The organism is Sphingomonas sp. AOB5, from assembly GCF_029433115.1.
Lineage (GTDB): Bacteria > Pseudomonadota > Alphaproteobacteria > Sphingomonadales > Sphingomonadaceae > Sphingomonas.
Map to the genome: position 1 here is coordinate 23,424 of NZ_JARNTV010000030.1, position 18,146 is coordinate 41,569.

Here is an 18,146-nt window from a genome sequence, read left to right on the forward strand (position 1 = left end):
TACTCTCTAATCGAAAGTAGGCACCCAAAAGAATTATACTTACCTGAAAGAGAGTGTGATGGCGCATCCCGGATATGATCCGTCGATCCCGGTCGATCCCCGCGTCGAGGCGCTGGTGAACGAGGTGATCGGTCGCGTAGCCGACAAATGGACTATGCTGGTGCTGGAGGAGCTGGAGCAGGGCGGCGAGCTGCGTTTCACCCAGATCGGCAAGCGCGTGCCCGGTATCAGCCAGAAGATGCTGACCCAGACGCTGCGCCAGATGGAGCGCGACGGGCTGCTGGTGCGAACCGTCTACCCGGTGGTGCCGCCGCGGGTGGAATATCGCCTGACCCCGCTGGGCAACACGTTGAGCGAAGCCTTTTGCGGCGTGTGGATGTGGGCTGAGAACAATCTCGACGCGATCGAAGCGGCGCGGGCGGCGTTCGATGGGCGGGCTGCGGGATAGGCGCGGACCAGCTACCCTTTTCCGTTCGCCCTGAGCTTGTCGAAGGGTCGTACTTCTTCTCGAACCGCAGTCAGTAGAAAAGAACGGTGCTTCGACAGGCTCAGCACGAACGGCAATGAAGCGGCTGAACCCTCAAATCACCCCGAACGGCACCACGCGGTTCAGCCGGACATGGCCGATCTCGGCGCGGCCCAGATAGGGGACGCCCATTTCGCCGCACCAGCGGGTGATCATCTGCTCCAGCGTCTCGCCGAAATTGTAATTGCCCTCGGCCTCGCCATTGTCCTTCACCGCGGTGACCTGGCCGAGGCGGATCCCGGCGACGCCCTTCAACTGGGTCGAATGGGCCATCTGGAACAGCATCCGGTCGATCCGGTACAGCGGCTCGTCGACTTCCTCGATCATCAGGACGTGATCCGTCAGGTCGGGTAGCCATGGCGTGCCGATCATTGCGGCCAGGATCGACAGGTTGAATGCAGCCGCAGGCCGGTGATCGGTCAGCAGACTCGGCTCCAGCCCCTTCTTGCCGCCGTCGATCAGCCAGTCGAGCACCCAGCCGGCATCCTCGCCGGTATCGTTGCGGCCCATGCTGCTCGACATCGAACCATGCGCCTGCCGCCCGATGCGGCGGGCATAAAGCGCGCCGAGCATGAAGCCCATGTCGGAATAGCCGATATAGGTCTTGTTGCGCGCCGCCAGACCGATCTGCGGCATGATCGTATGGAGGATGCGGTTCGAGCCATAGCCGCCGCGCGCGAACCAGATCGCGTCGAATGCGGAGTCGTTGGCGAATTCGAGGAAGGCGGCGGCGCGGACATCGTCGGGCCCGGCGAAATGGCCCTGTTCGAGGAAGCATTGCGGGTGGAATACGATCTCGTGCGCGGGATAGGTCAGCGCCATGAACGCCGCCATGCGCGCTGCCGCTTCCCTGGTGACCGTCCGTGCCGGCGCGACGACTCCGATGCGCATATTCCCACTCACCCCAAGGAACGGTGCAGGCTTGCCCCTTCCGTATGAATTGCCGATAGCGCGAGCCTATGGATCATCGCAAACCTTACTTCTTCGTCGGCATCGGCGGTTCGGGCATGATGCCGCTGGCGATGATCCTTGCCGGGCAGGGCGCGACGGTCGCCGGATCGGACCGCAGCCTCGATTCCGGGCGGCTTCCCGCCAAGTTCGACGACCTGAAGCAGCGCGGCATCGCGCTGTTCCCGCAGGACGGCAGCGGGATCACGAGCGCCGATCAGATCGTGGTCGCGTCCGCCGCGATCGAGGCGACGGTGCCGGACATGATCGCGGCCGAGCGCGTGGGCGCGGCGCGGATGTCGCGCGCGGAACTGCTCGCCAGCCTGTTCAACGAGAGCGCCACTTCGGTCGGCGTTGCGGGCACCAGCGGCAAATCCACCGTCACCGGTATGATCGGCTGGATCTTCCATGCCTGTGGCCGCGATCCCACGGTGATGAACGGCGCGGTGATGAAGAATTTCGCGTCCCCCGACGCCCCCTTCGCCAGCGCTCTGGTGGGGCAGGGCGGCAGTTTCGTTAGCGAAGTGGACGAGAGCGACGGATCGATCGCGCTGTACCGGCCGCAGGTGGCGGTGCTCAACAATGTCAGCCTCGATCACAAGTCGATGGAGGAACTGCGCATCCTGTTCGGCGATTTCGTCGCCAAGGCGGATACGGCGGTGATCAATGCCGACGATCCCGAGGCGATCGCGCTGGCCAGCCGCGCAAGCAGCTTGCTGACCTTCGGCATCGACAACGACGCCGATCTGCGCGCGACCAATCTGGTGCCCGAGCCGTTCGCGATCAGTTTCGATCTCGAGGCGGACGGCGCGACGCGGCGGGTGCGACTGGGCGTTCCCGGGCGGCACAATGTGTCGAACGCGCTGGCAGCGCTGGCCGCGGGCATGGCGGCAGGATTGAGCCTGGCCGAATCCTCAAAGGCCATCGAAGGCTTTGTCGGGCTCAAGCGCCGGTTCGAACTGGTCGGCGAGTCCGGTGGCGTCGCGGTGATCGACGATTTCGGGCACAACCCGGACAAGATCGCGGCCACGCTCGATACGCTGCACGCCTTTCCCGGTCGCCTGCTCGTGATGTTCCAGCCGCACGGCTATGGCCCGCTGAAGGTGATGCGGCGCGAGCTGGTCGAGATGTTCCGGACGAAGCTGGGTGCGGACGACCTGCTGGTACTGCCCGATCCGGTCTATCATGGCGGTACGACGAGCCGCGAAGTGACCAGCGCTGATATCGTCGGTGACGTCGGCGGTACAGCGATCCATATCGCCGATCGTGCTGCAGCTGCGAACTATCTGGTCGAGGCGGCCCAGCCGGGGGATCGCATCGTTTTGATGGGCGCCCGCGACGATACGCTCAGCCTGCTGGCGGCGGAGATGGTGGCGGGCTTACCGGCTTAGAATTCTTGCCGGTTGGCTTGGCGCCGACCGGTTCCTTCTCTGTCACATGCCATCCGGTCGCGCCGCGGATCATCGGCTTGCCACAGCCGACGCACTTCGAATGATAATCGAATTCATCGCGTCTCACGTTTTTGCGGTCGCGCTTGTGCTTGCCCACGGCACATTGCGCCAGCTGTAGAATGTTCATTCGGCCACCCCCGATTTCGCATCTGCAACATGCACATGGAGGCAATAACACATATTAGCTTGTACGTTTCCGCCAAAATGGGGTTTTCAAAGCACGCTTTACGAAATGGAAAGTGTCATTGACATGATTGCAGCGATCGACGTAAAGGGTCCTTGACTGATTCGAAAGGGAACTTGACATCATGGCCCAGTCCGCCGCCGCTCGCCGCTATGTGAAGCGATTCGTTCCGACGATGATTGCCTATTGCGCCATCCTCGCCGGCGTGACCTGGTACATCGATGCGGCCCGGCCGGCGGGCGCGGTGCTGGCGGGACTTTCGATCCTGCCTGCGCTGCCGATCATCGGCGTGCTGATCGTGATGGGCCTCTATCTCGCCGAAGAGACCGACGAATATGTGCGCCAGCGTCTGGTGACCTGCATGATCTTCGCGATGGGTGTGGTCCTGGCGCTCTCGACGGTGCTGGGCTTTCTCCAGATCCACCGGGTCATCGGGCAGGTCAACGTGTTCTGGGCCTTCCCCGGCTGGTGCTTCGCCTGGGGAATGGCGCAAACGGCGCTGGCCGTGCGCGACCGCATGCAGGGATCGGCCGAATGAACAACCGCCTCCGCGTCCTGCGCGCCGAACGTGCCTGGAGCCAGCAGGATCTCGCCGAACGTCTCGAAGTGTCGCGCCAGAGCGTGAACGCGATCGAGACCGGGCGCTACGACCCCTCGCTCCCGCTCGCCTTCCGCATCGCCGACCTGTTCGAACTGACGATCGAAGAGATTTTCCAGAACCCTTCCAAGGATAACAGTCGATGATCACTCGCACTCTGCTTGCCGCCGCGCTGCTGGTCACGCCGCTGGCGATCGCGCCTGCCGCCGCAACGCCCGCCGCCGCCTCGCTGCCGGGCGACCAGATCACCCAGATGGGCCACATCTCGATCCGCGCGATCGGCAAGGGCAAGCCGGTGTTCCTGATCCCCGGCCTCTCCAGCCCGCGCGCGGTGTGGGACGGCGTGGCGCCGGAGCTGGCGAAGACGCACCGCGTCTATCTGGTCCAGATCAACGGCTTTGGCGGCGACGATCCTCGCAACAACCTGACGCCCGACATTCTGGAAGGCGTCCTCGCAGAGCTTCACGCCTATATCCGCGAGAACAAGGCACAGGGTTCGGCGGTGGTCGGTCACTCGCTGGGCGGGCTGCTCGGCATGATGCTGGCCGCGCGGCATCCCGAGGATGTCGGCCGGCTGATGGTGGTCGATGCCTTCCCGTTCATCGGCACCATGTTCGGCGCGGCGGACGTCGCGGCGATCGAGCCACGCGCGGTGCAGATGCGCGACATGATCGCGGGCGGCCATGAACGCGCCAAGGCCGCGGCGGGCACGCCGGTCACCAGCGATCCCGGCGGCAACCAGTCGATCACGGCCGAGGGCAGGATCAAGGTCGCCAACTGGGCGCTCCAGGCCGATATGCGCGTCGTGGCGACGGCGCTGTACGAGGACATGGTGACCGATATGCGCCCGCATATGGGGAAGATCGCGGCCAAGCCGTTCACCGTCCTCTATGCGGCGGGCATGGGCGAACCCATGGCGAAGGCGATCTGGGAGCCAGCCTATGCCGGAACCACGGCGAAGCTGGTGGCGATCCCGGGCAGTTACCACTTCATCATGCTGGACCAGCCCGCGCTGTTCGCGACCGAGCTGGCGAAGTTCCTCGCGGAATGAGGGAAAGGGGACCCGGCTCGGCGCCGGGCCCCCGTCCTGCCCTCAATAGGTGCCGGGGAAAGCCCGGTTGAGGTTGTGGTCGGTCCGCCACGAGCGGTCCTCGTCGCGATCCGAACCGAAGAACGCGCCGCGCTCCTCGTCCTTCCATGCTGCCTTGGCTTCGTCGGCGCTCTTGCGGATCGTCACCTTGTCGTCGACCGACTGGATCCAGCGCGACGGGATCGAATGATGGTAGCCACCAGCGTCGCTGTCGCTCTTGGTCAGCACGATCCGATCGCCGCGCACCTTGTCGACCGTGCCGATATGCGCACCGTCCGATCCGATCACCTCCATATGCTCGGTCACGCGGCCCAGCCCGTCGCGCTGGCCCTGGCGATCGGTGCGCCAGCCGCTGAACTCGTCATGGAAGCGCTTGGCATTCTCGCGGCGATATTCGTCATAGTCGCGATCCAGCTCGGCGATGCGTTCGGTGCGCCAGCCGGCATAATGGGCATCGCTCTGGCGCATGCGCAGATCGTCCTCGCGCGCGTCGCGCTGGCGTCGGCGTTCGGCTTCGGCGTCGCCGAACCAGGAACGGATCTCATCCCCGGCACGGTCGAAGAAGCCACGGTCATGGCTGTCATAGCCATCGCGGCTGCGCGGCTGGTCGTAGCGCGGGCGATCCCAGTCGGCGCGCAGGCGCTGGGGCGAATAGTCGCCGCGCTGGCCGTAGGCACCATGGTCGCGATCACGATACTGCGGCGCGTACCTGCCGAACTCACCCGAAGCGGCGTAATCGCGCGCGCTGGAATAGCCATAGCCGCCGGAGCTGCGGGGGCTGCGCTCCTGCACCTGATCCTGCGGACCGAAATAGCTGCGATCGTCATAGCCGGGATAGCGGTCGTCCATGTCACTCTCCATCACTGTACAGGGTTCGGGCGCCGGTGCGCCCGCCGTGCGTTTCAGCGGATGAAGGGAGTGATGGTTCCTGAAAATTGGCCGCGAAATCAGTCGATTCGCCGCATGTCGCAATGGGGTCGCAATCCCGCGTTCAACGCAGTTGCATCCGGGCAAAGCTGTGGGTAATGCATCGCCTCCCGGCACGCCGGGAACGGTGGCGGGGCTGTAGCTCAGATGGGAGAGCGCTGCAATCGCACTGCAGAGGTCAGGGGTTCGATTCCCCTCAGCTCCACCAGCCGCCACTTCCCGCACATTCCGCTGCGATATCCGGCGCTTTCCTGACCGTATGCATCAGATCGCCGGCAAGGTTTGCGCGGCAAATCCCCAGCCTTTCAGCGCCTTTGCCCGTTCCACCAGCAACGCTGCATCGGCGATGCCGAACGGGTGCGCGTCCTTCATGGTTTCCAGCTCTTCCCATGCCACCGGCACTGCCACCGGCGCACCCGGCCTTGCCCGCGCGGAATAGGGCAGCACGGCGGTGCTGCCGCGCTGGTTGCGCAGCCAGTCGATGAAGATGCGACCCTTGCGTTTGGCCTTGCTCATCGTCGCGACGAAACGATCGGGGTCGGCGGTGCTGAGAGCCTGGGCGAAGCGGGCGGCGAAGTCCTTGTGCGTTTCCCAGTCATGGCCGGGCGTGAGGGGGACGACGACATGGACGCCCTTGCCGCCCGAGAGCATGGCGAAGGACACGAGGCCGAGACCGCTCAGTTGATCGCGGATGTCGGCGGCGGCCTGCCGCACGCGGGCGAAATCCATGCCCTCGTCGGGATCGAGATCGAAGATCATGCGATCGGGCCGTTCGACCGCGTCGGCGCGCGATGCCCAGCCATGGAATTCGATCGTGCCCATCTGGACGCAGGTCAACAGGCCGTCGCCGTCCTCGACATAGAGATAGTCCTCCGATCCGCCGCCCTTTTCGCGGATCGGGACGTGGTGGACGCTCTCGCCGAATGCGCCGCTGTCGTGCTTCTGGAAGAAGCATTTCTTCGCGCGCCCCTGCGGGCAGCGCACCAGACTGATCGGGCGGTTGGCGGCGAAGGGGAGCATCAACGGGGCGATGCGGGCATAATAGTCGGCCAGTTCGCCCTTGGTCTGGCCGCTGTCGGGGAAGATCACGCGGTCGCGATTGCTGATCTTCACGCTCGACGATGGCGCCGGCGCCGGGGAGGGGCGTTCGGCCTTCACCGCCTTTGCGGGCTTGTCGCTGCGCAGGCCAAGGAAACTGCCGTGGCGGACACGGCCATCGCCGGTGAATTCGGCGAAGGCGATTTCGGCGACGAGCTTCGGCTTGATCCAGTGCGCGCCGCGCGCCTCGGTGCGCGGAACCTCGACCGCGGCTTCGGGCACGGTCAGCGGTTTCATGGCCTTTGCGAGTTCGTCCATCGTCGCGGTATCGAAACCGGTGCCGACCTTGCCCTTGTAGACCAGCACTTTCCCTTCCTGCTGGGCAAGGAGCAGCGAAGCGAAGGGCCGTCCCTTGGCCTTGCTCGCGGTCCAGCCGACAAGCACGAACTCCTGACGGCGGGTGCATTTGACCTTGACCCAGGCGCGCGTGCGGCCGCTGCGATAGGGCGCGTCGATGCGCTTGGCGATGATCCCTTCCTGTCCCGCGCCGCACAGCGAGCGATAGAGCTTCTCGCCCGCGCCGATCAGGTGATCGGCGACATGGATCGGGGGTTCGGCGTGGTGGAGCAGCGCCTCCAGCCGCTCCTTGCGCTCAATCGTGGGAAGCGACTTCAGGTCGATGCCATCCAGCGAGAGCAGATCGAACGCGAAGAAGTGGAAGGGCGTGTCGGCGCGCTGTTCGCCATGGCCGCGCTTGAGTACCGATTGCAGCGCGGAGAAGCTGGGATTGCCGTTCGCATCGAAGGCGACGATCTCGCCGTCGATCAATGCCGATGGCAGGTCGAGCGCGGCGATCGCATCGACCAGCGGGCCGAATTTGGCGGTCCAGTCGAGGCCATTGCGGGTATGGAGCTTCACCTCGTCGCCACGCACCGCGATCAGCGCGCGATAGCCGTCATATTTGATCTCGTGCAGCCAGTTGTTGCCGGTGGGGACATCGTCGACCAGCGTGGCAAGCTGCGGCTTCACGAAGCGGGGAAGTTGCGCGGCGCGGGCCTTCACCTTGCCTTTGACGCGGGCATTGTGGGTCCTGGCCGCCTGCATCTTCTGCGCGAAGGCCTTGCCCTTGGCACCTTGCAGCGATTGCGTGCCGGCGGTGTCCGCCTCGATCTGCGCGAGCGAGCGGCCGGTCAGCACGCTGGTGAGGCCGCGTTCGACGAGCGTGTCGCCCGTTCCCGCCGCATCGTCGTCGATCTTGCGCAACAGCCAGTTCTCGCGCTTCTCGCTCGGGCGGCCCTTCATCCGGACGAGCAGCCATTCGCCCTTCATCCGCTCGCCATGGAGGATGAAATGGAGATGACCGTCCTTCAGGTCGTCGGCGCTCTTGCCGGGGATCGGCTCCCAGCTGCCATGATCCCACAGCATCACGGTGCCGCCGCCATATTCGCCTTTGGGGATGTTGCCTTCGAACTCGCCGTAATCGAGCGGATGATCCTCGGTGCGCACCGCCAGCCGCTTGTCGGCGGGATCGCAGCTCGGCCCCTTGGTGACCGCCCAGCTCTTGAGGACGCCATCGATCTCCAGCCGGAAATCCCAGTGGAGCCGCGTGGCGGCGTGCTTCTGGACGACGAAGCTGTTGCCGCCCTTCTTCGCGAGCTTGCCCTTTGGTTCCTTCGTGCGGCTGAAGTCGCGCTTGGCGTTGTAGGTGTCGAGCAGGCCGGTGGCGGCCATGATCAGGCGCTCTTGCGCCTGGGCGCCGCCTTCTTCGCGGCGGGCTTTTTCGGCGCGGTTTTGGCGGCGGGTTTGCGTGCGGTGCCGCCCGCGGATTTCTTGAGCGCGGCCATCAGGTCGATGACGTTGCCGCTGCCGCGGCCACTGGGTTCGTCGTCGACATCTTCGATGATGCGCTTGCCCTTCGCCTTTTTCTTCTTGTCGATCAGGCGGTGGAGCGCATCGACATAGCGATCGTGGAATTCCTCCGGCTTGAACGGGGCGGTGCGCTTGTCGATGATGCTGGTGGCGAGATCGAGCATGTCCTCGTCGGCCGTGTCGGCCGGCAGGCCGCGGAAATAGCTCTGCGCCTTGTTCACCTCGTCGGCATAGCGCAGCACCTCCAGCACCAGCCCGCGCCCGCACGGCTTGAGCGACACCAGCTGCTCGCGCCCGCGCACGGATAGTTGGCCCAGACCAACCTTCTTCGTCTGGCGCAACGCGTCGCGCAGGACCGCATAGGCTTCCTCCGCCAGATCGTCGGCCGGAACGACGAAATAGGGCTTCTCGTAATAGAGAACGTCGATCGCATCCGCCTCGACGAACTGGACCAGATCGAGCGTCTTGCGGCTCTCGATCTTCACCGCTTCGATCTCATCCTGTTCGAGCAGGACGTAATTGCCCTTGGAGAGCTCATAGCCCTTGAGGATCTCGTCGGGATCGACCGGGCCGACGCCGCTGACCACCTTTTCGTAGCGGATCGGCTTGCCGGTGGGCTCGTGGATCTGGCGAAAGCTGACAGCAGCACCGGATTTGGTCGCGGGGTAGATTTCGACAGGAATCGAGACGAGCGCCAGTTTGATCTGACCCTGCCAATATGCACGTGCCGCCATATGCGAACCTCCGCGCGAACAAGCGTGCGGCGGCAGCGATGGTTCCGATGGGTGAGGGAGCCGTCCTGCCGGTCAGGCGTCCGGCCGGCGCGCCGCGACATAGTCGAGGATGTCCTGCGGCGAGCGGAACAGCGCGTCGGGCTGCATCTTCACCAGCAGTTCCTCGGCGGCATAGCCCCACAGCACCGATCCGGCGCGCATGCCGACTTCGCGGGCAGCGTCCACGTCGCGGGTCTCGTCGCCGATCGCCAGCGTGTCGCCGGCGGCGATGCCCAGCTTGCGGAGCACCTTGCGGAACTTCGGCGCCTTGCCGAACAGCGATGATCCGCAGGCGAACCAGTCGATCTGCGCGGCATGCTGCGGCCCCAATATGCCGCGCGCATTGGCTTCCGAATTGGAGGTGACCAGCGCGATCTGCAGGCCCATCGCTTTCAATCGCTCGAGCATGTCGGGCGTGCCGGGGAACAGCTCGATCTGGCCGACATTGCGGCCCACCAGCCGTCGGACATACCAGGCGATGAACGGCAGCTTCCACCGCGAGATGCCGAGAAACTCGATCACCTCGCGCGAGCTGCGGTTGCGCAGCATCTCGACTTCCTCGGGCTTCACCGTGCGGAAGCGGAACATCTTCGCCAGATCGTCGACCACCGACAGGAACCAGTCGCCGCTGTCGGACAGGGTGCCGTCGAAATCGAAGATGATCAGCCGGATCGGCTCGCGCACCGGCTCAGCCATGGGCGTGACCATGGCCGTGTCCGGCGTGACTTCCATGTCGATCGTCGTGATCATGTCCATGATCGTGGTCGTGTCCATCCGAAGGGCCGTGGCCGTGTCCATGGCCGTGCATCCGGCACTCCGCACCGTCGCCCAGCTCTATCTGGATGGTGATATGGTCGATCTTGAAGTCATGATCGAGACGGTGCTGCAGATCGATCAGGAAATCGTCGCCGGGATGGCCGCCGGGCATCACCAGATGCGCGGTCAGCGCGGCTTCGGTGGTGCTCATCGGCCAGATATGCAGATCGTGCACGCGCGTGACACCGGGCAGGGCGGCCAGTGCAGCGCCCACTTTCTCCGCGTCGATCCCCGGCGGCACGCCCTTCAGCGCCATCACCAGCGAATCGCGTGCCAGACCCCATGTGCTCCACAGGATCACCACGACGATGATCAGGCTGAGTGCCGGATCGATCCACTCCGCGCCGGTCAGCAGCATCAGCCCGCCGCCGATCACCACGCCCGCCGAGACCGCCGCATCGGCCGCCATATGGATATAGGCGCCGCGGATATTCACATCGTCCTGCTGCCCGCGCGCAAACAGCATTGCGGTGCCCAGATTGATGACGATGCCGATGCCGGCGACGATCATCACCGTGCCACCCGGCACCTGCGGCGGATTGCCGATGCGGTGGAACGCCTCGATGCTGATGGCGGCCACCGCGATCAGCAGCAGCACGGCGTTTGCCAGCGCCGCGAGGATCGACGAGCCACGCAGGCCATAGGTGAAGCGCTTCGACGGCGGCCGTTTCGAAAGCTCCGCCCCGCCCCAGGCGATCAGCAGCCCCAGCACGTCCGACAGATTGTGTCCGGCATCCGCCAGCAGCGCGACCGAATCGGTCAGGATGCCGAACGTGCCCTCCACCGCGACAAAGGCGAGGTTGAGCATCGTCCCGATCGCAAACGCCCGGCCGAAATCGACCGGCGCGTGATGGTGATGATCGTGGTGTGCGCCCATTGTGACGTTCTTAGCGGTACCGACGCAGGTGATGCTAGGACATAGCGGGGATTATTGCGGCGGCCGCTGCGAATCCTCGCGGCGGCGCTGCCCGCGCTCCATCTGGAGCTGCGGGGTGCGGATCGTCACCAGCTCCGAACGGATCAGCACGCCGTCCTTGTCTGCATCGAAGCGCGTGAAGAGCAACGCGAACCGCGCGCGCAGTTCGTCCAGCGTGATGCGGTTGTCGCCATTGGTATCGACTTCGAACGGGCCGGGCAGGGCGTTGCGGTCGCCCAGCCAGGTCAGTGCCCATTCGGCATAGCGGATATAGCCGATCGACCCGCTATTCTCGCGGTCCGCACTGGCAAAGCTGCGCGTCACCCCGGCATCGAACTCCGCACGGGTCACGCGCGCATCGCCGTCGGTATCGAACGCCGCGATCATCATCGCGACCGGCTCGACAATGATGTTCGCAACCGGCTGGGCCGGGCGCTGTCCTGTTGCCGGAGTTGCCGCTGGCGCACCCGGCGCATTCTGCGCCAGCGCAGGCGAAGCGAGAAGCAGGCCCGCAAGCATCGGGATCAGGCGCATGTCGGGCAACTCCTCGGGCAATGGCGGCGGCGCGCCGGCATGTTCCCTAGAAGCGCCAGTGTGTGGCGATTGCGTGGCGGGCCGCGGTGAGGGGCGATCAATTCTCTCACCCCACACCGTCGTTGGTTTGCGGCCGCCTGCTCCTGCCCTTGAAATGGCAAAGGCTTATGCAGCGCGGACCGGCGATGCGAACTGGTTCTTGAGGCCGTCGATCACGGCCTGATCGAGCGGCAAGCTCAGGCCGGACGTATCCAGATCGAGCAAATCCGACACGGGTCCTTTGACGGCGGCAAGATACGCCTTGGCGATCGTCGGCTTCTTTTCCCAGGGAACCTCGTACGGTTCGGGCAAGTCGGTCATGATCTCGTCTACTTCACTGCCACGCGCTTGCCAGAGCGTCTTGAGGCGCGCAGCAACCAGCACGGTCGCGAACACATTGAAACGGAACTGCTTGGTAACCGCGTCAAGGACGAAGTGCGAGCCACCGGTCGGTCCACCATCGGCCTCGGCCGCGCGTTCTTCGGCATCTTTGGCGAGGTCGTCGCAGCGGTGAAGGTTCTCCACCACGATGCGCAGGGATTTCAGCGCGTGATTGGCCGCATCGGGGTAGATGGATGGGTTGTCGAGCCCTCCGAAAGCAAACCATTCGCAATAGGACACGTGCAGCGATGCCCGTTCCGAATGCGAACGCATCAGCCGTGACCGGTGATCATAGGCACCATGGTGCTGTACGCAGCTGTTGAGCCGGTCGTCGGCAGAGGCCAGCCATTCGGCCCAGGGGTCGCCATAGACCCGCCCCGCCGCCGGACTGGTTGCTGCCAGCCGAAAGCGGATAGCCACCGCCTCCAGATAGAGATGTTCGTAACGGTCATCCCATTCGGCATTCGATTGCTCGATCGCCTGCTGAACGCGATGCTCTGATGCGCTGACGGCCAGACTGGCATATCGCGCTGCGTCCTTCCAACTTTCTAGCCGGAATGCGAGCAAGGCGGCGATCGTGAAGATCCGGCTGGACAAGGGTTGCAGGATGCGCGGCAGCTCATCGGCCTGGGCGTGGCGGAGCTTGTCGATCTCCTGATTGAAATTGAGCAGTTCGTCGCCGTCCGTGACGAACGACAGTCTTGTCGCGATCACCGCCCGTTCGCCATCGATCCTTTCGCGCGAACGCAGTTCCTCAAGTTGATCCTCGATTGCATATTGCATCATCGGCAGAGAGAACTGGAAGCCGGCCTTGACCGCCTCGGTCAGGCCGCGAGCCACCTTGTCGCCCAACGCTTCACCGACGTCGGCGTCATGCGCGCTGTTGAAGCTATCCCGCGTCCGGTCGAGGCGGGCGGCGATGAAGGCGGGATAGGCTTCGAGAAATAACGGCTCGATCGCGCGTAGTTCGTCGATCAGCACGCTGAAGCCGGCACTCTGCTGGCTCACCCAGTTCTCATCGCGGAACATCGGGAAATAGCGTTGCAGGATTTCGCTGATCTGCTCGATCTCCAGCTCGACCTGGACCGAAAAATGATCGCGCGCGCGCAGCCGGTATTCGGACTTGTCGCCGGAAAGGAGCGCGAGATTGAGCGCGACCATTGCGCCTTCGAGCGCCTGCCGCAGCCGGCGAAACGCCAGATCCCGTTTCGGCAGGAAGCTCTTTGCGCTGCGCGGGTTGAACATCGGCGCAAAGTGGTTGATCGGGCGAAGCAGAAATGGCCGGCGCTGGCTGTCGGTGACGTGATGGTGCCGATAAGCATCGAGCAGAACCCGGTCGCCGGTGACGAAGACGAAGCGGCGGTGCTGGTTCCGCGGCTGACGGCTAGCCCAACTGATGAGCGCCAGCGTCTGGCAGTCCGCGGTCACCGAATCCCGCGTCCTGCTCGCCGAGCGTGAGCGCCGGAGCAGCGCCGTGGAAAGCGTAGCTCGCCAGCTTTCGGCCTCGCGATTGATCGTGATCATGTCGTCGGCGTTCACATTCAGCAGCGATTCGAGAGAGCGTACAGCGCCCGCGATCTGGGGCGTGTGGAAGCGCCTGAGCTGCCGGAGAGGCTGGAACACTTGTTCGCGAGCCAGAATCCGGCATGCGGCGCGCGACTGGATGCCCGCGGCGCGTTCGCGGAACTTGTCGGGCGGCATCTGGCGGAGCTCGTCGAGAGCCGCCATGCTCATGTCCAACTGCCGTGCAAGGCCCATGATGCCGTCCCGGTCGCCCAGATCGACCTTGAGTGCCGCGTTCAGCAGTTCAAGGTCTTCGCTGGTACGCTTCCTGAGGATCAAATCGGTGTCGATCCGCGCGCCGTTCTCGCGAATCCGCTCCTGGAGATATTCGATCTGCGCCTGTGTTTCCCGGTGGTGCAGCCGGCTCATGTACCAGCGCCCGTCTTCATGCTGCCCCGGGAGTTCGCCGGACATGAGATATTCTGCAGCGAGCAGGCAGCCCTGCTGGTTTATTTCGCGATCATGATCGCGCTGCGACGGGTGCGTACGCAATACCTCGGTATGGAACACCTCGCTGAAACTCGGAACCCGATCGGGTTGCAGGAACATCTGAACGACGTTGGTGTCGAACACATAGATAATCTCACCGTCGAGATTGCTGTGGAACGTGCCGTCTTCGGCATTCCGATCGACGATCCGGGTAATCTCGATGAGATAGCCCAGCTTGCGGACCAGGTTCTGCAGCGCGGCAGAGGCGGATTCGGGCGTCATGGCGGGCCGCCTTCATCGGGATTGTCTGTGTCGATCAAAAAGGCCTCGATAAAGACGTCCGGCCTCCGGATATCCATGGTTCGGTCCCTGAACTCGCTCATGGTGTCCTGCGACACCACCGGCATATCCTTGGGGACCACGATGGTCGCTGCCAGTGCGTTGCGGAAATCGGCAAGCCGGTCGCTATCGCTGTCATCGGGTTGCAGCGCGATAGCGAGTTGTTCCGGGGCGAAGGTGACGCGTAGCCGGTCGGCGATGGCGTCGACATAGTTGGGCTGTCGCTGCTCATCGGTGATATTCGGAAGCACGGTGATCAGCTCGACCGGTAGCTCGCGTAACCCCTTTGCATCCGAACCGGCCAGGATGATCGCGAGATCCGCAGCGAGATGGGGCTCGAGCAGGTCGAGCTGCCAGAGCAACTCGGCCAACTGAACCACTTCGAAACGTTTGAAACGCTGGCTTGCGGCGTCCATTGCCAGAAATGCCAACGCACTTCGCGCTTCGGCAGGCTGGGTCTCAGCCATACCGAGCAGCCGGTTGATCGCCGGCGCCACGCCCGGCCCGCCGCAGCCCAGCTCGGTTGCGATCTGTATCAATAAAGCCGCGCCTTCCCAGCCGTCATATGCAAGCGACCAGCGCGCCAGCACGTCAATGGCGGCCTGTTCTGCTGCCGGATTGCCGTTCGCAGTGAGCAATTGAATCTGATGCGCGATGTCGCCCGCGAGCGAGGGGGACGCTGCATCGATATCGAGCGGCGCGAACACCCTTGCATCACGCATCGGGGCGGCAGGGCGGGTAAAGCTACGGATCGCTGCGCGAAGCCAGGGCGACCACACATCGATCGATCCGTGTATCAGATCGGTCTCGCTGGTGATTGGACCAGGCACATAGGGAGTGGTGTCACTCATAAACCGGTCACCTCTGCCAGCGCCAGCAATACGCCTGCGCAGCCCTCCGACACGCCAATCGCTTTGAGATATGCGTCGTCGGCGTCGTCGAATGTCCGATTGTCGAGCGGGCCAAGATAAACGCATTCTCCGAATTCGCGTATCGACATCCTTGGGCGAACCGCTTCGGGTACGCCATGCTTGCCACGGAAGGATCGATCGCGGCTTGCCCGATCGAGGCTGTACGTCCGCCCATAGGGATCGATTTCGGGTGGCGTGGGCCAGCAGCGGAAGCGTTCGCTACCCCGTGCTTCGATGGCGGTGGGACCCACCGGCAGCATCCGGGCATCGTCATCCGGGCGTACGAACGTCAACTCGCCAATCGTCCGTTGGCTCACCAGGGCGATAAGCTCGTTTCTGGGACGAACCTGGGCGAGTCCCAGAATATCAACTACCGCTCGCGCGATCTCCGCGCGCCGTGCCGCGGGGACATAACGACTGCTTGCCTCGATACAGAGCAGTTGGAGCTCGCCTGCATATGGCGTGATCCACAATGGCCGGTCGGGCGGCCCGACCTCGCCATCGAGCTTGCCGCTCAGAAAGGCTGTGACGATGTCCGGCGCCTTCGCGAGCCGGCCCATTCCCCAGTGAGCACCCAAGGCGCCCCCGGCATTGACTTGAATGGTCAGCGCGCGCTGGTCGAGATGCTCAACCAGTTGTTCGGGCCGCTGGTAATGCTGCCCTTCCTTGAAATCGTTCATTGCCTGAGTGTGGGCGCGCAGCAGCTTGTTGCAGTCGGGCGCGCCGAACATCGGATCATCGAACAATTCGATTACGCGCTTCAGGCGAAGCTTGACCGCTTCCAGCGAGACTTGGCCGCTGGCGAGGCCGGCGGCCAGATGGTGGAATCGCCAGCGAAGCTGCGCCTCGGCGCGGGGAGCAGCCGGCGCCTTTCGTATCGCATTGGCGATATCTCGCAACGCCATTGCGAACTCCTGCCCCCGCTCAATGCAAAGGTGAAAGACTTCGTAACCATTGTCTAGCCCCAAGACGGAGCGATTTGGCCGGAAGCGCGCACGATTATTACCGGCGTAGCTAAAACTGCGACGAATGCGCGAATTCGTGCGACGAATTGTCGTACGAGGTGCCCGATAGTCTTGTCGTTTCTGGCGCATCAGGGCCGAATCGATGGGGATCCGAGCGCTGAGCATTGCTCAATCCTTGCTTCCGGATGTTTCATCGATCGCCTGTGCGATGGTTTCGATCGGGAGCAGGAGTATGAGTGAGCCGGCGGGAAAACGCAGGAAACCGAACTGTTCGTAGAATAGTGCCGCGTCGCTATCGATCGCATGGACGACCAGTGCGCGGACGCCGACATGCTCGGCGACCTCAAGCGTGCGCTGCATCGCTTCGCATAGCAGGGCGCGACCGATGCCCTTGCCGGCGTGTTCGATATCGACCGCCAGCCGGCCCAGCACCGTGATCGGCACTTGCTGCGGCAGGTTCTGGCGGATTTTACGGGGAAGGGCGCTCAACGTCATGCAGCCGACCGCGAGCGTGTAGTACGCGACAACCTGTGCGCGGACCGTGACTACATAGGTTCGTGATGCGCGGCCCTCGTCATGGATCGCATGCTTCTTGAGCCAGGAATCCATCGACGAATTTCCGCACGAAAATTCGGCCAGCCGATGTTGACTGGTGATCGGAGTCGGTCGTGCATAGATGGAACTGTCGGCCATCGTCGCACCATCCCTACTTCCAGGGCGTCTTCGCGACCATCAAGGTGCGAAGTGCCTGAACGGGTCGCGGCGGGTTATCCAGCAGCGAGTCGAGCTCGACGGTCTGCTCCTCATTGAGGTTGAACACCACCTCGTCGAGGAAAAAATTGATCGCGCGGCTACGAGCGCTTTCGAGAACAAACTCGGTGCGTGTCTTTCCGCTCGCCGCCGCGGCGCGATCGATAAGATCGCGCATCTGGCTGGAGACGCGAAGATTGATTGTCTGATCGGAGACGGTCCGCTTCGGGGCGGACTCCGGAATGTCGCGATTCTTGTTCATCGGAACTTACCCTTGTGTCGCCGACCCATGCACATGACGTATATACAATGTCAATACAATTATAGGTTAACGACTAGCCGCGGGGTGGATCCTAGGCCTTTGGCAGCAGCAGCGACGCATCCCCGTAAGAGTAAAAACGATACCCCTCCGCGATCGCATACGCATACGCCGCCTGCATCGCGTCCAGCCCCATCAGCGCCGATACCAGCATGAACAGGGTCGAGCGTGGCAGGTGGAAGTTGGTGATCAGGCCGTCCACGCCCTTGAAGCGATAGCCGGGCGTGATGAAGATCGCGGTGTCGCCTTCGAACGGGCGGATCACATCGTCGTCGCCCGCCGCGCTCTCGATCAGGCGCAGGCTGGTGGTGCCGACGGCAATCACGCGGCCGCCCGCGGCGCGCACGGCGTTCAGGCGGTCGGCGGTGGCGGGATCGATGCGGCCCCATTCGGCGTGCATCTTGTGCGCGTCGGTATCCTCGGCCTTGACCGGCAGGAAGGTGCCCGCGCCGACATGCAGCGTCAGCGTGGCATGGCCGATCCCGGCGGCGTCGAGCGCGGCCATCAGTCCGGGGGTGAAGTGCAGCGCCGCGGTGGGCGCCGCGACCGCGCCGGGCTGGTCGGCGAACATCGTCTGGTAATCGTCGGCATCGCGTTCGTCGGTGGCGCGCTTCGACGCGATATAGGGCGGCAACGGCATGCGGCCGCAGCGTTCGAGCAGCAGCTCGACCGGCTCATCCCCGGCGAAGTCGAGCGCGAAGCTGCCATCCTCGCCGCGGTCCCCGGCCACTGCGCTCACGCCTGCGCCGAAATCGATCGCGTCGCCGTCGCGCAGCCGCC

18 protein-coding genes and 1 tRNA gene are annotated in these 18,146 nt (G+C 64.1%); 6 read left to right on the plus strand and 13 right to left on the minus strand.

Features of this window, described 5'->3' with window-relative positions; translation table 11 throughout:
• Positions 1-58 precede the first annotated feature (58 nt).
• Positions 59-448, plus strand: a complete 390-nt coding sequence (locus P1X14_RS13570; RefSeq protein ID WP_277315917.1) for a helix-turn-helix domain-containing protein — start codon at positions 59-61, stop codon at positions 446-448.
• A gap of 132 nt (positions 449-580) precedes the next feature.
• Here P1X14_RS13570 and P1X14_RS13575 read toward each other — a convergent pair whose 3' ends face one another.
• Positions 581-1,417: an LD-carboxypeptidase gene (locus P1X14_RS13575; RefSeq protein WP_277315918.1), complete on the minus strand. Its 837-nt coding sequence runs from the start codon at positions 1,415-1,417 to the stop codon at positions 581-583.
• A 68-nt stretch (positions 1,418-1,485) separates the two neighbouring features.
• On the opposite strand from P1X14_RS13575, the gene P1X14_RS13580 reads away from it, so the two are divergent.
• The 4 genes from P1X14_RS13580 to P1X14_RS13595 all read left to right on the plus strand — a co-directional run bounded on the left by P1X14_RS13580 (position 1,486) and on the right by P1X14_RS13595 (position 4,758).
• Positions 1,486-2,865, plus strand: a complete 1,380-nt coding sequence (locus tag P1X14_RS13580) for a Mur ligase family protein (RefSeq protein WP_277315919.1) — start codon at positions 1,486-1,488, stop codon at positions 2,863-2,865.
• A 368-nt stretch (positions 2,866-3,233) separates the two neighbouring features.
• Positions 3,234-3,647 carry a hypothetical protein gene (locus P1X14_RS13585; protein ID WP_277315920.1) on the plus strand — a complete coding sequence of 138 codons (414 nt, stop codon included), beginning with the start codon at positions 3,234-3,236 and terminating at the stop codon, positions 3,645-3,647.
• Positions 3,644-3,853, plus strand: coding sequence for a helix-turn-helix transcriptional regulator (locus tag P1X14_RS13590; protein ID WP_277315921.1), 210 nt, complete (start codon positions 3,644-3,646; stop codon positions 3,851-3,853). The genes P1X14_RS13585 and P1X14_RS13590 overlap by 4 nt, the downstream gene beginning before the upstream one ends.
• The gene (locus tag P1X14_RS13595) at positions 3,850-4,758 is read left to right on the plus strand and encodes an alpha/beta hydrolase (protein ID WP_277315922.1); all 909 of its coding nucleotides are present in this window, start codon (positions 3,850-3,852) and stop codon (positions 4,756-4,758) included. The genes P1X14_RS13590 and P1X14_RS13595 overlap by 4 nt, the downstream gene beginning before the upstream one ends.
• A 42-nt stretch (positions 4,759-4,800) precedes the next feature.
• On the opposite strand, the gene P1X14_RS13600 is transcribed toward P1X14_RS13595, so the two are convergent.
• Positions 4,801-5,646, minus strand: coding sequence for a DUF2171 domain-containing protein (locus P1X14_RS13600; RefSeq protein WP_277315923.1), 846 nt, complete (start codon positions 5,644-5,646; stop codon positions 4,801-4,803).
• A gap of 210 nt (positions 5,647-5,856) precedes the next feature.
• On the opposite strand from P1X14_RS13600, the gene P1X14_RS13605 reads away from it, so the two are divergent.
• Positions 5,857-5,932: transfer RNA gene (locus P1X14_RS13605), tRNA-Ala, on the plus strand.
• A gap of 56 nt (positions 5,933-5,988) precedes the next feature.
• Here the strand turns inward: P1X14_RS13605 and ligD are convergent.
• The 11 genes from ligD to queA form a co-directional block, all read right to left on the minus strand.
• A complete protein-coding gene (ligD, locus tag P1X14_RS13610; protein WP_277315924.1) occupies positions 5,989-8,493 on the minus strand; it encodes a DNA ligase D in 2,505 nt (834 codons plus the stop codon).
• Positions 8,494-8,495: 2 nt separating this feature from the next.
• Complete coding sequence (locus tag P1X14_RS13615; RefSeq protein WP_277315925.1) at positions 8,496-9,365, minus strand: Ku protein; 870 nt, start codon at positions 9,363-9,365, stop codon at positions 8,496-8,498.
• Between the two features lie 72 nt (positions 9,366-9,437).
• On the minus strand, positions 9,438-10,160 hold the full coding sequence (locus P1X14_RS13620) for an HAD hydrolase-like protein (RefSeq protein WP_277315926.1): 723 nt from the start codon (positions 10,158-10,160) through the stop codon (positions 9,438-9,440).
• Positions 10,093-11,097, minus strand: a complete 1,005-nt coding sequence (locus tag P1X14_RS13625; protein ID WP_277315927.1) for a cation diffusion facilitator family transporter — start codon at positions 11,095-11,097, stop codon at positions 10,093-10,095. Before P1X14_RS13625 ends, P1X14_RS13620 begins: the two co-directional genes overlap by 68 nt.
• Positions 11,098-11,148: 51 nt before the next feature.
• Positions 11,149-11,670: an EF-hand domain-containing protein gene (locus tag P1X14_RS13630; protein WP_277315928.1), complete on the minus strand. Its 522-nt coding sequence runs from the start codon at positions 11,668-11,670 to the stop codon at positions 11,149-11,151.
• A 165-nt stretch (positions 11,671-11,835) separates the two neighbouring features.
• Positions 11,836-14,364: a hypothetical protein gene (locus P1X14_RS13635; RefSeq protein WP_277315929.1), complete on the minus strand. Its 2,529-nt coding sequence runs from the start codon at positions 14,362-14,364 to the stop codon at positions 11,836-11,838.
• A complete protein-coding gene (locus P1X14_RS13640; RefSeq protein ID WP_277315930.1) occupies positions 14,361-15,272 on the minus strand; it encodes a hypothetical protein in 912 nt (303 codons plus the stop codon). Before P1X14_RS13640 ends, P1X14_RS13635 begins: the two co-directional genes overlap by 4 nt.
• Entirely contained in the window at positions 15,269-16,237 is a 969-nt protein-coding gene (locus tag P1X14_RS13645) for a hypothetical protein (RefSeq protein ID WP_277315931.1), read from the minus strand. Before P1X14_RS13645 ends, P1X14_RS13640 begins: the two co-directional genes overlap by 4 nt.
• A 228-nt stretch (positions 16,238-16,465) precedes the next feature.
• Entirely contained in the window at positions 16,466-16,990 is a 525-nt protein-coding gene (locus P1X14_RS13650) for a GNAT family N-acetyltransferase (RefSeq protein WP_277315932.1), read from the minus strand.
• A gap of 13 nt (positions 16,991-17,003) precedes the next feature.
• A complete protein-coding gene (locus P1X14_RS13655) occupies positions 17,004-17,309 on the minus strand; it encodes a DUF1778 domain-containing protein (RefSeq protein ID WP_277315933.1) in 306 nt (101 codons plus the stop codon).
• A 91-nt stretch (positions 17,310-17,400) separates the two neighbouring features.
• Positions 17,401-18,146, minus strand: a 746-nt coding sequence (gene queA / locus P1X14_RS13660; RefSeq protein ID WP_277315934.1) for a tRNA preQ1(34) S-adenosylmethionine ribosyltransferase-isomerase QueA, incomplete at its 5' end; no start/stop codon positions are given.

What these genes read in the sequence shown, in the direction of transcription:
- P1X14_RS13570 (WP_277315917.1), top strand. Translation starts at nt 59, where the DNA reads ATGGCGCATCCCGGATATGATCCGTCGATCCCGGTCGATCCCCGCGTC.
- P1X14_RS13575 (WP_277315918.1), bottom strand. Translation starts at nt 1,417, where the DNA reads ATGCGCATCGGAGTCGTCGCGCCGGCACGGACGGTCACCAGGGAAGCG.
- P1X14_RS13580 (WP_277315919.1), top strand. Translation starts at nt 1,486, where the DNA reads ATGGATCATCGCAAACCTTACTTCTTCGTCGGCATCGGCGGTTCGGGC.
- P1X14_RS13585 (WP_277315920.1), top strand. Translation starts at nt 3,234, where the DNA reads ATGGCCCAGTCCGCCGCCGCTCGCCGCTATGTGAAGCGATTCGTTCCG.
- P1X14_RS13590 (WP_277315921.1), top strand. Translation starts at nt 3,644, where the DNA reads ATGAACAACCGCCTCCGCGTCCTGCGCGCCGAACGTGCCTGGAGCCAG.
- P1X14_RS13595 (WP_277315922.1), top strand. Translation starts at nt 3,850, where the DNA reads ATGATCACTCGCACTCTGCTTGCCGCCGCGCTGCTGGTCACGCCGCTG.
- P1X14_RS13600 (WP_277315923.1), bottom strand. Translation starts at nt 5,646, where the DNA reads ATGGACGACCGCTATCCCGGCTATGACGATCGCAGCTATTTCGGTCCG.
- ligD (WP_277315924.1), bottom strand. Translation starts at nt 8,493, where the DNA reads ATGGCCGCCACCGGCCTGCTCGACACCTACAACGCCAAGCGCGACTTC.
- P1X14_RS13615 (WP_277315925.1), bottom strand. Translation starts at nt 9,365, where the DNA reads ATGGCGGCACGTGCATATTGGCAGGGTCAGATCAAACTGGCGCTCGTC.
- P1X14_RS13620 (WP_277315926.1), bottom strand. Translation starts at nt 10,160, where the DNA reads ATGGACATGATCACGACGATCGACATGGAAGTCACGCCGGACACGGCC.
- P1X14_RS13625 (WP_277315927.1), bottom strand. Translation starts at nt 11,097, where the DNA reads ATGGGCGCACACCACGATCATCACCATCACGCGCCGGTCGATTTCGGC.
- P1X14_RS13630 (WP_277315928.1), bottom strand. Translation starts at nt 11,670, where the DNA reads ATGCGCCTGATCCCGATGCTTGCGGGCCTGCTTCTCGCTTCGCCTGCG.
- P1X14_RS13635 (WP_277315929.1), bottom strand. Translation starts at nt 14,364, where the DNA reads ATGACGCCCGAATCCGCCTCTGCCGCGCTGCAGAACCTGGTCCGCAAG.
- P1X14_RS13640 (WP_277315930.1), bottom strand. Translation starts at nt 15,272, where the DNA reads ATGAGTGACACCACTCCCTATGTGCCTGGTCCAATCACCAGCGAGACC.
- P1X14_RS13645 (WP_277315931.1), bottom strand. Translation starts at nt 16,237, where the DNA reads ATGGCGTTGCGAGATATCGCCAATGCGATACGAAAGGCGCCGGCTGCT.
- P1X14_RS13650 (WP_277315932.1), bottom strand. Translation starts at nt 16,990, where the DNA reads ATGGCCGACAGTTCCATCTATGCACGACCGACTCCGATCACCAGTCAA.
- P1X14_RS13655 (WP_277315933.1), bottom strand. Translation starts at nt 17,309, where the DNA reads ATGAACAAGAATCGCGACATTCCGGAGTCCGCCCCGAAGCGGACCGTC.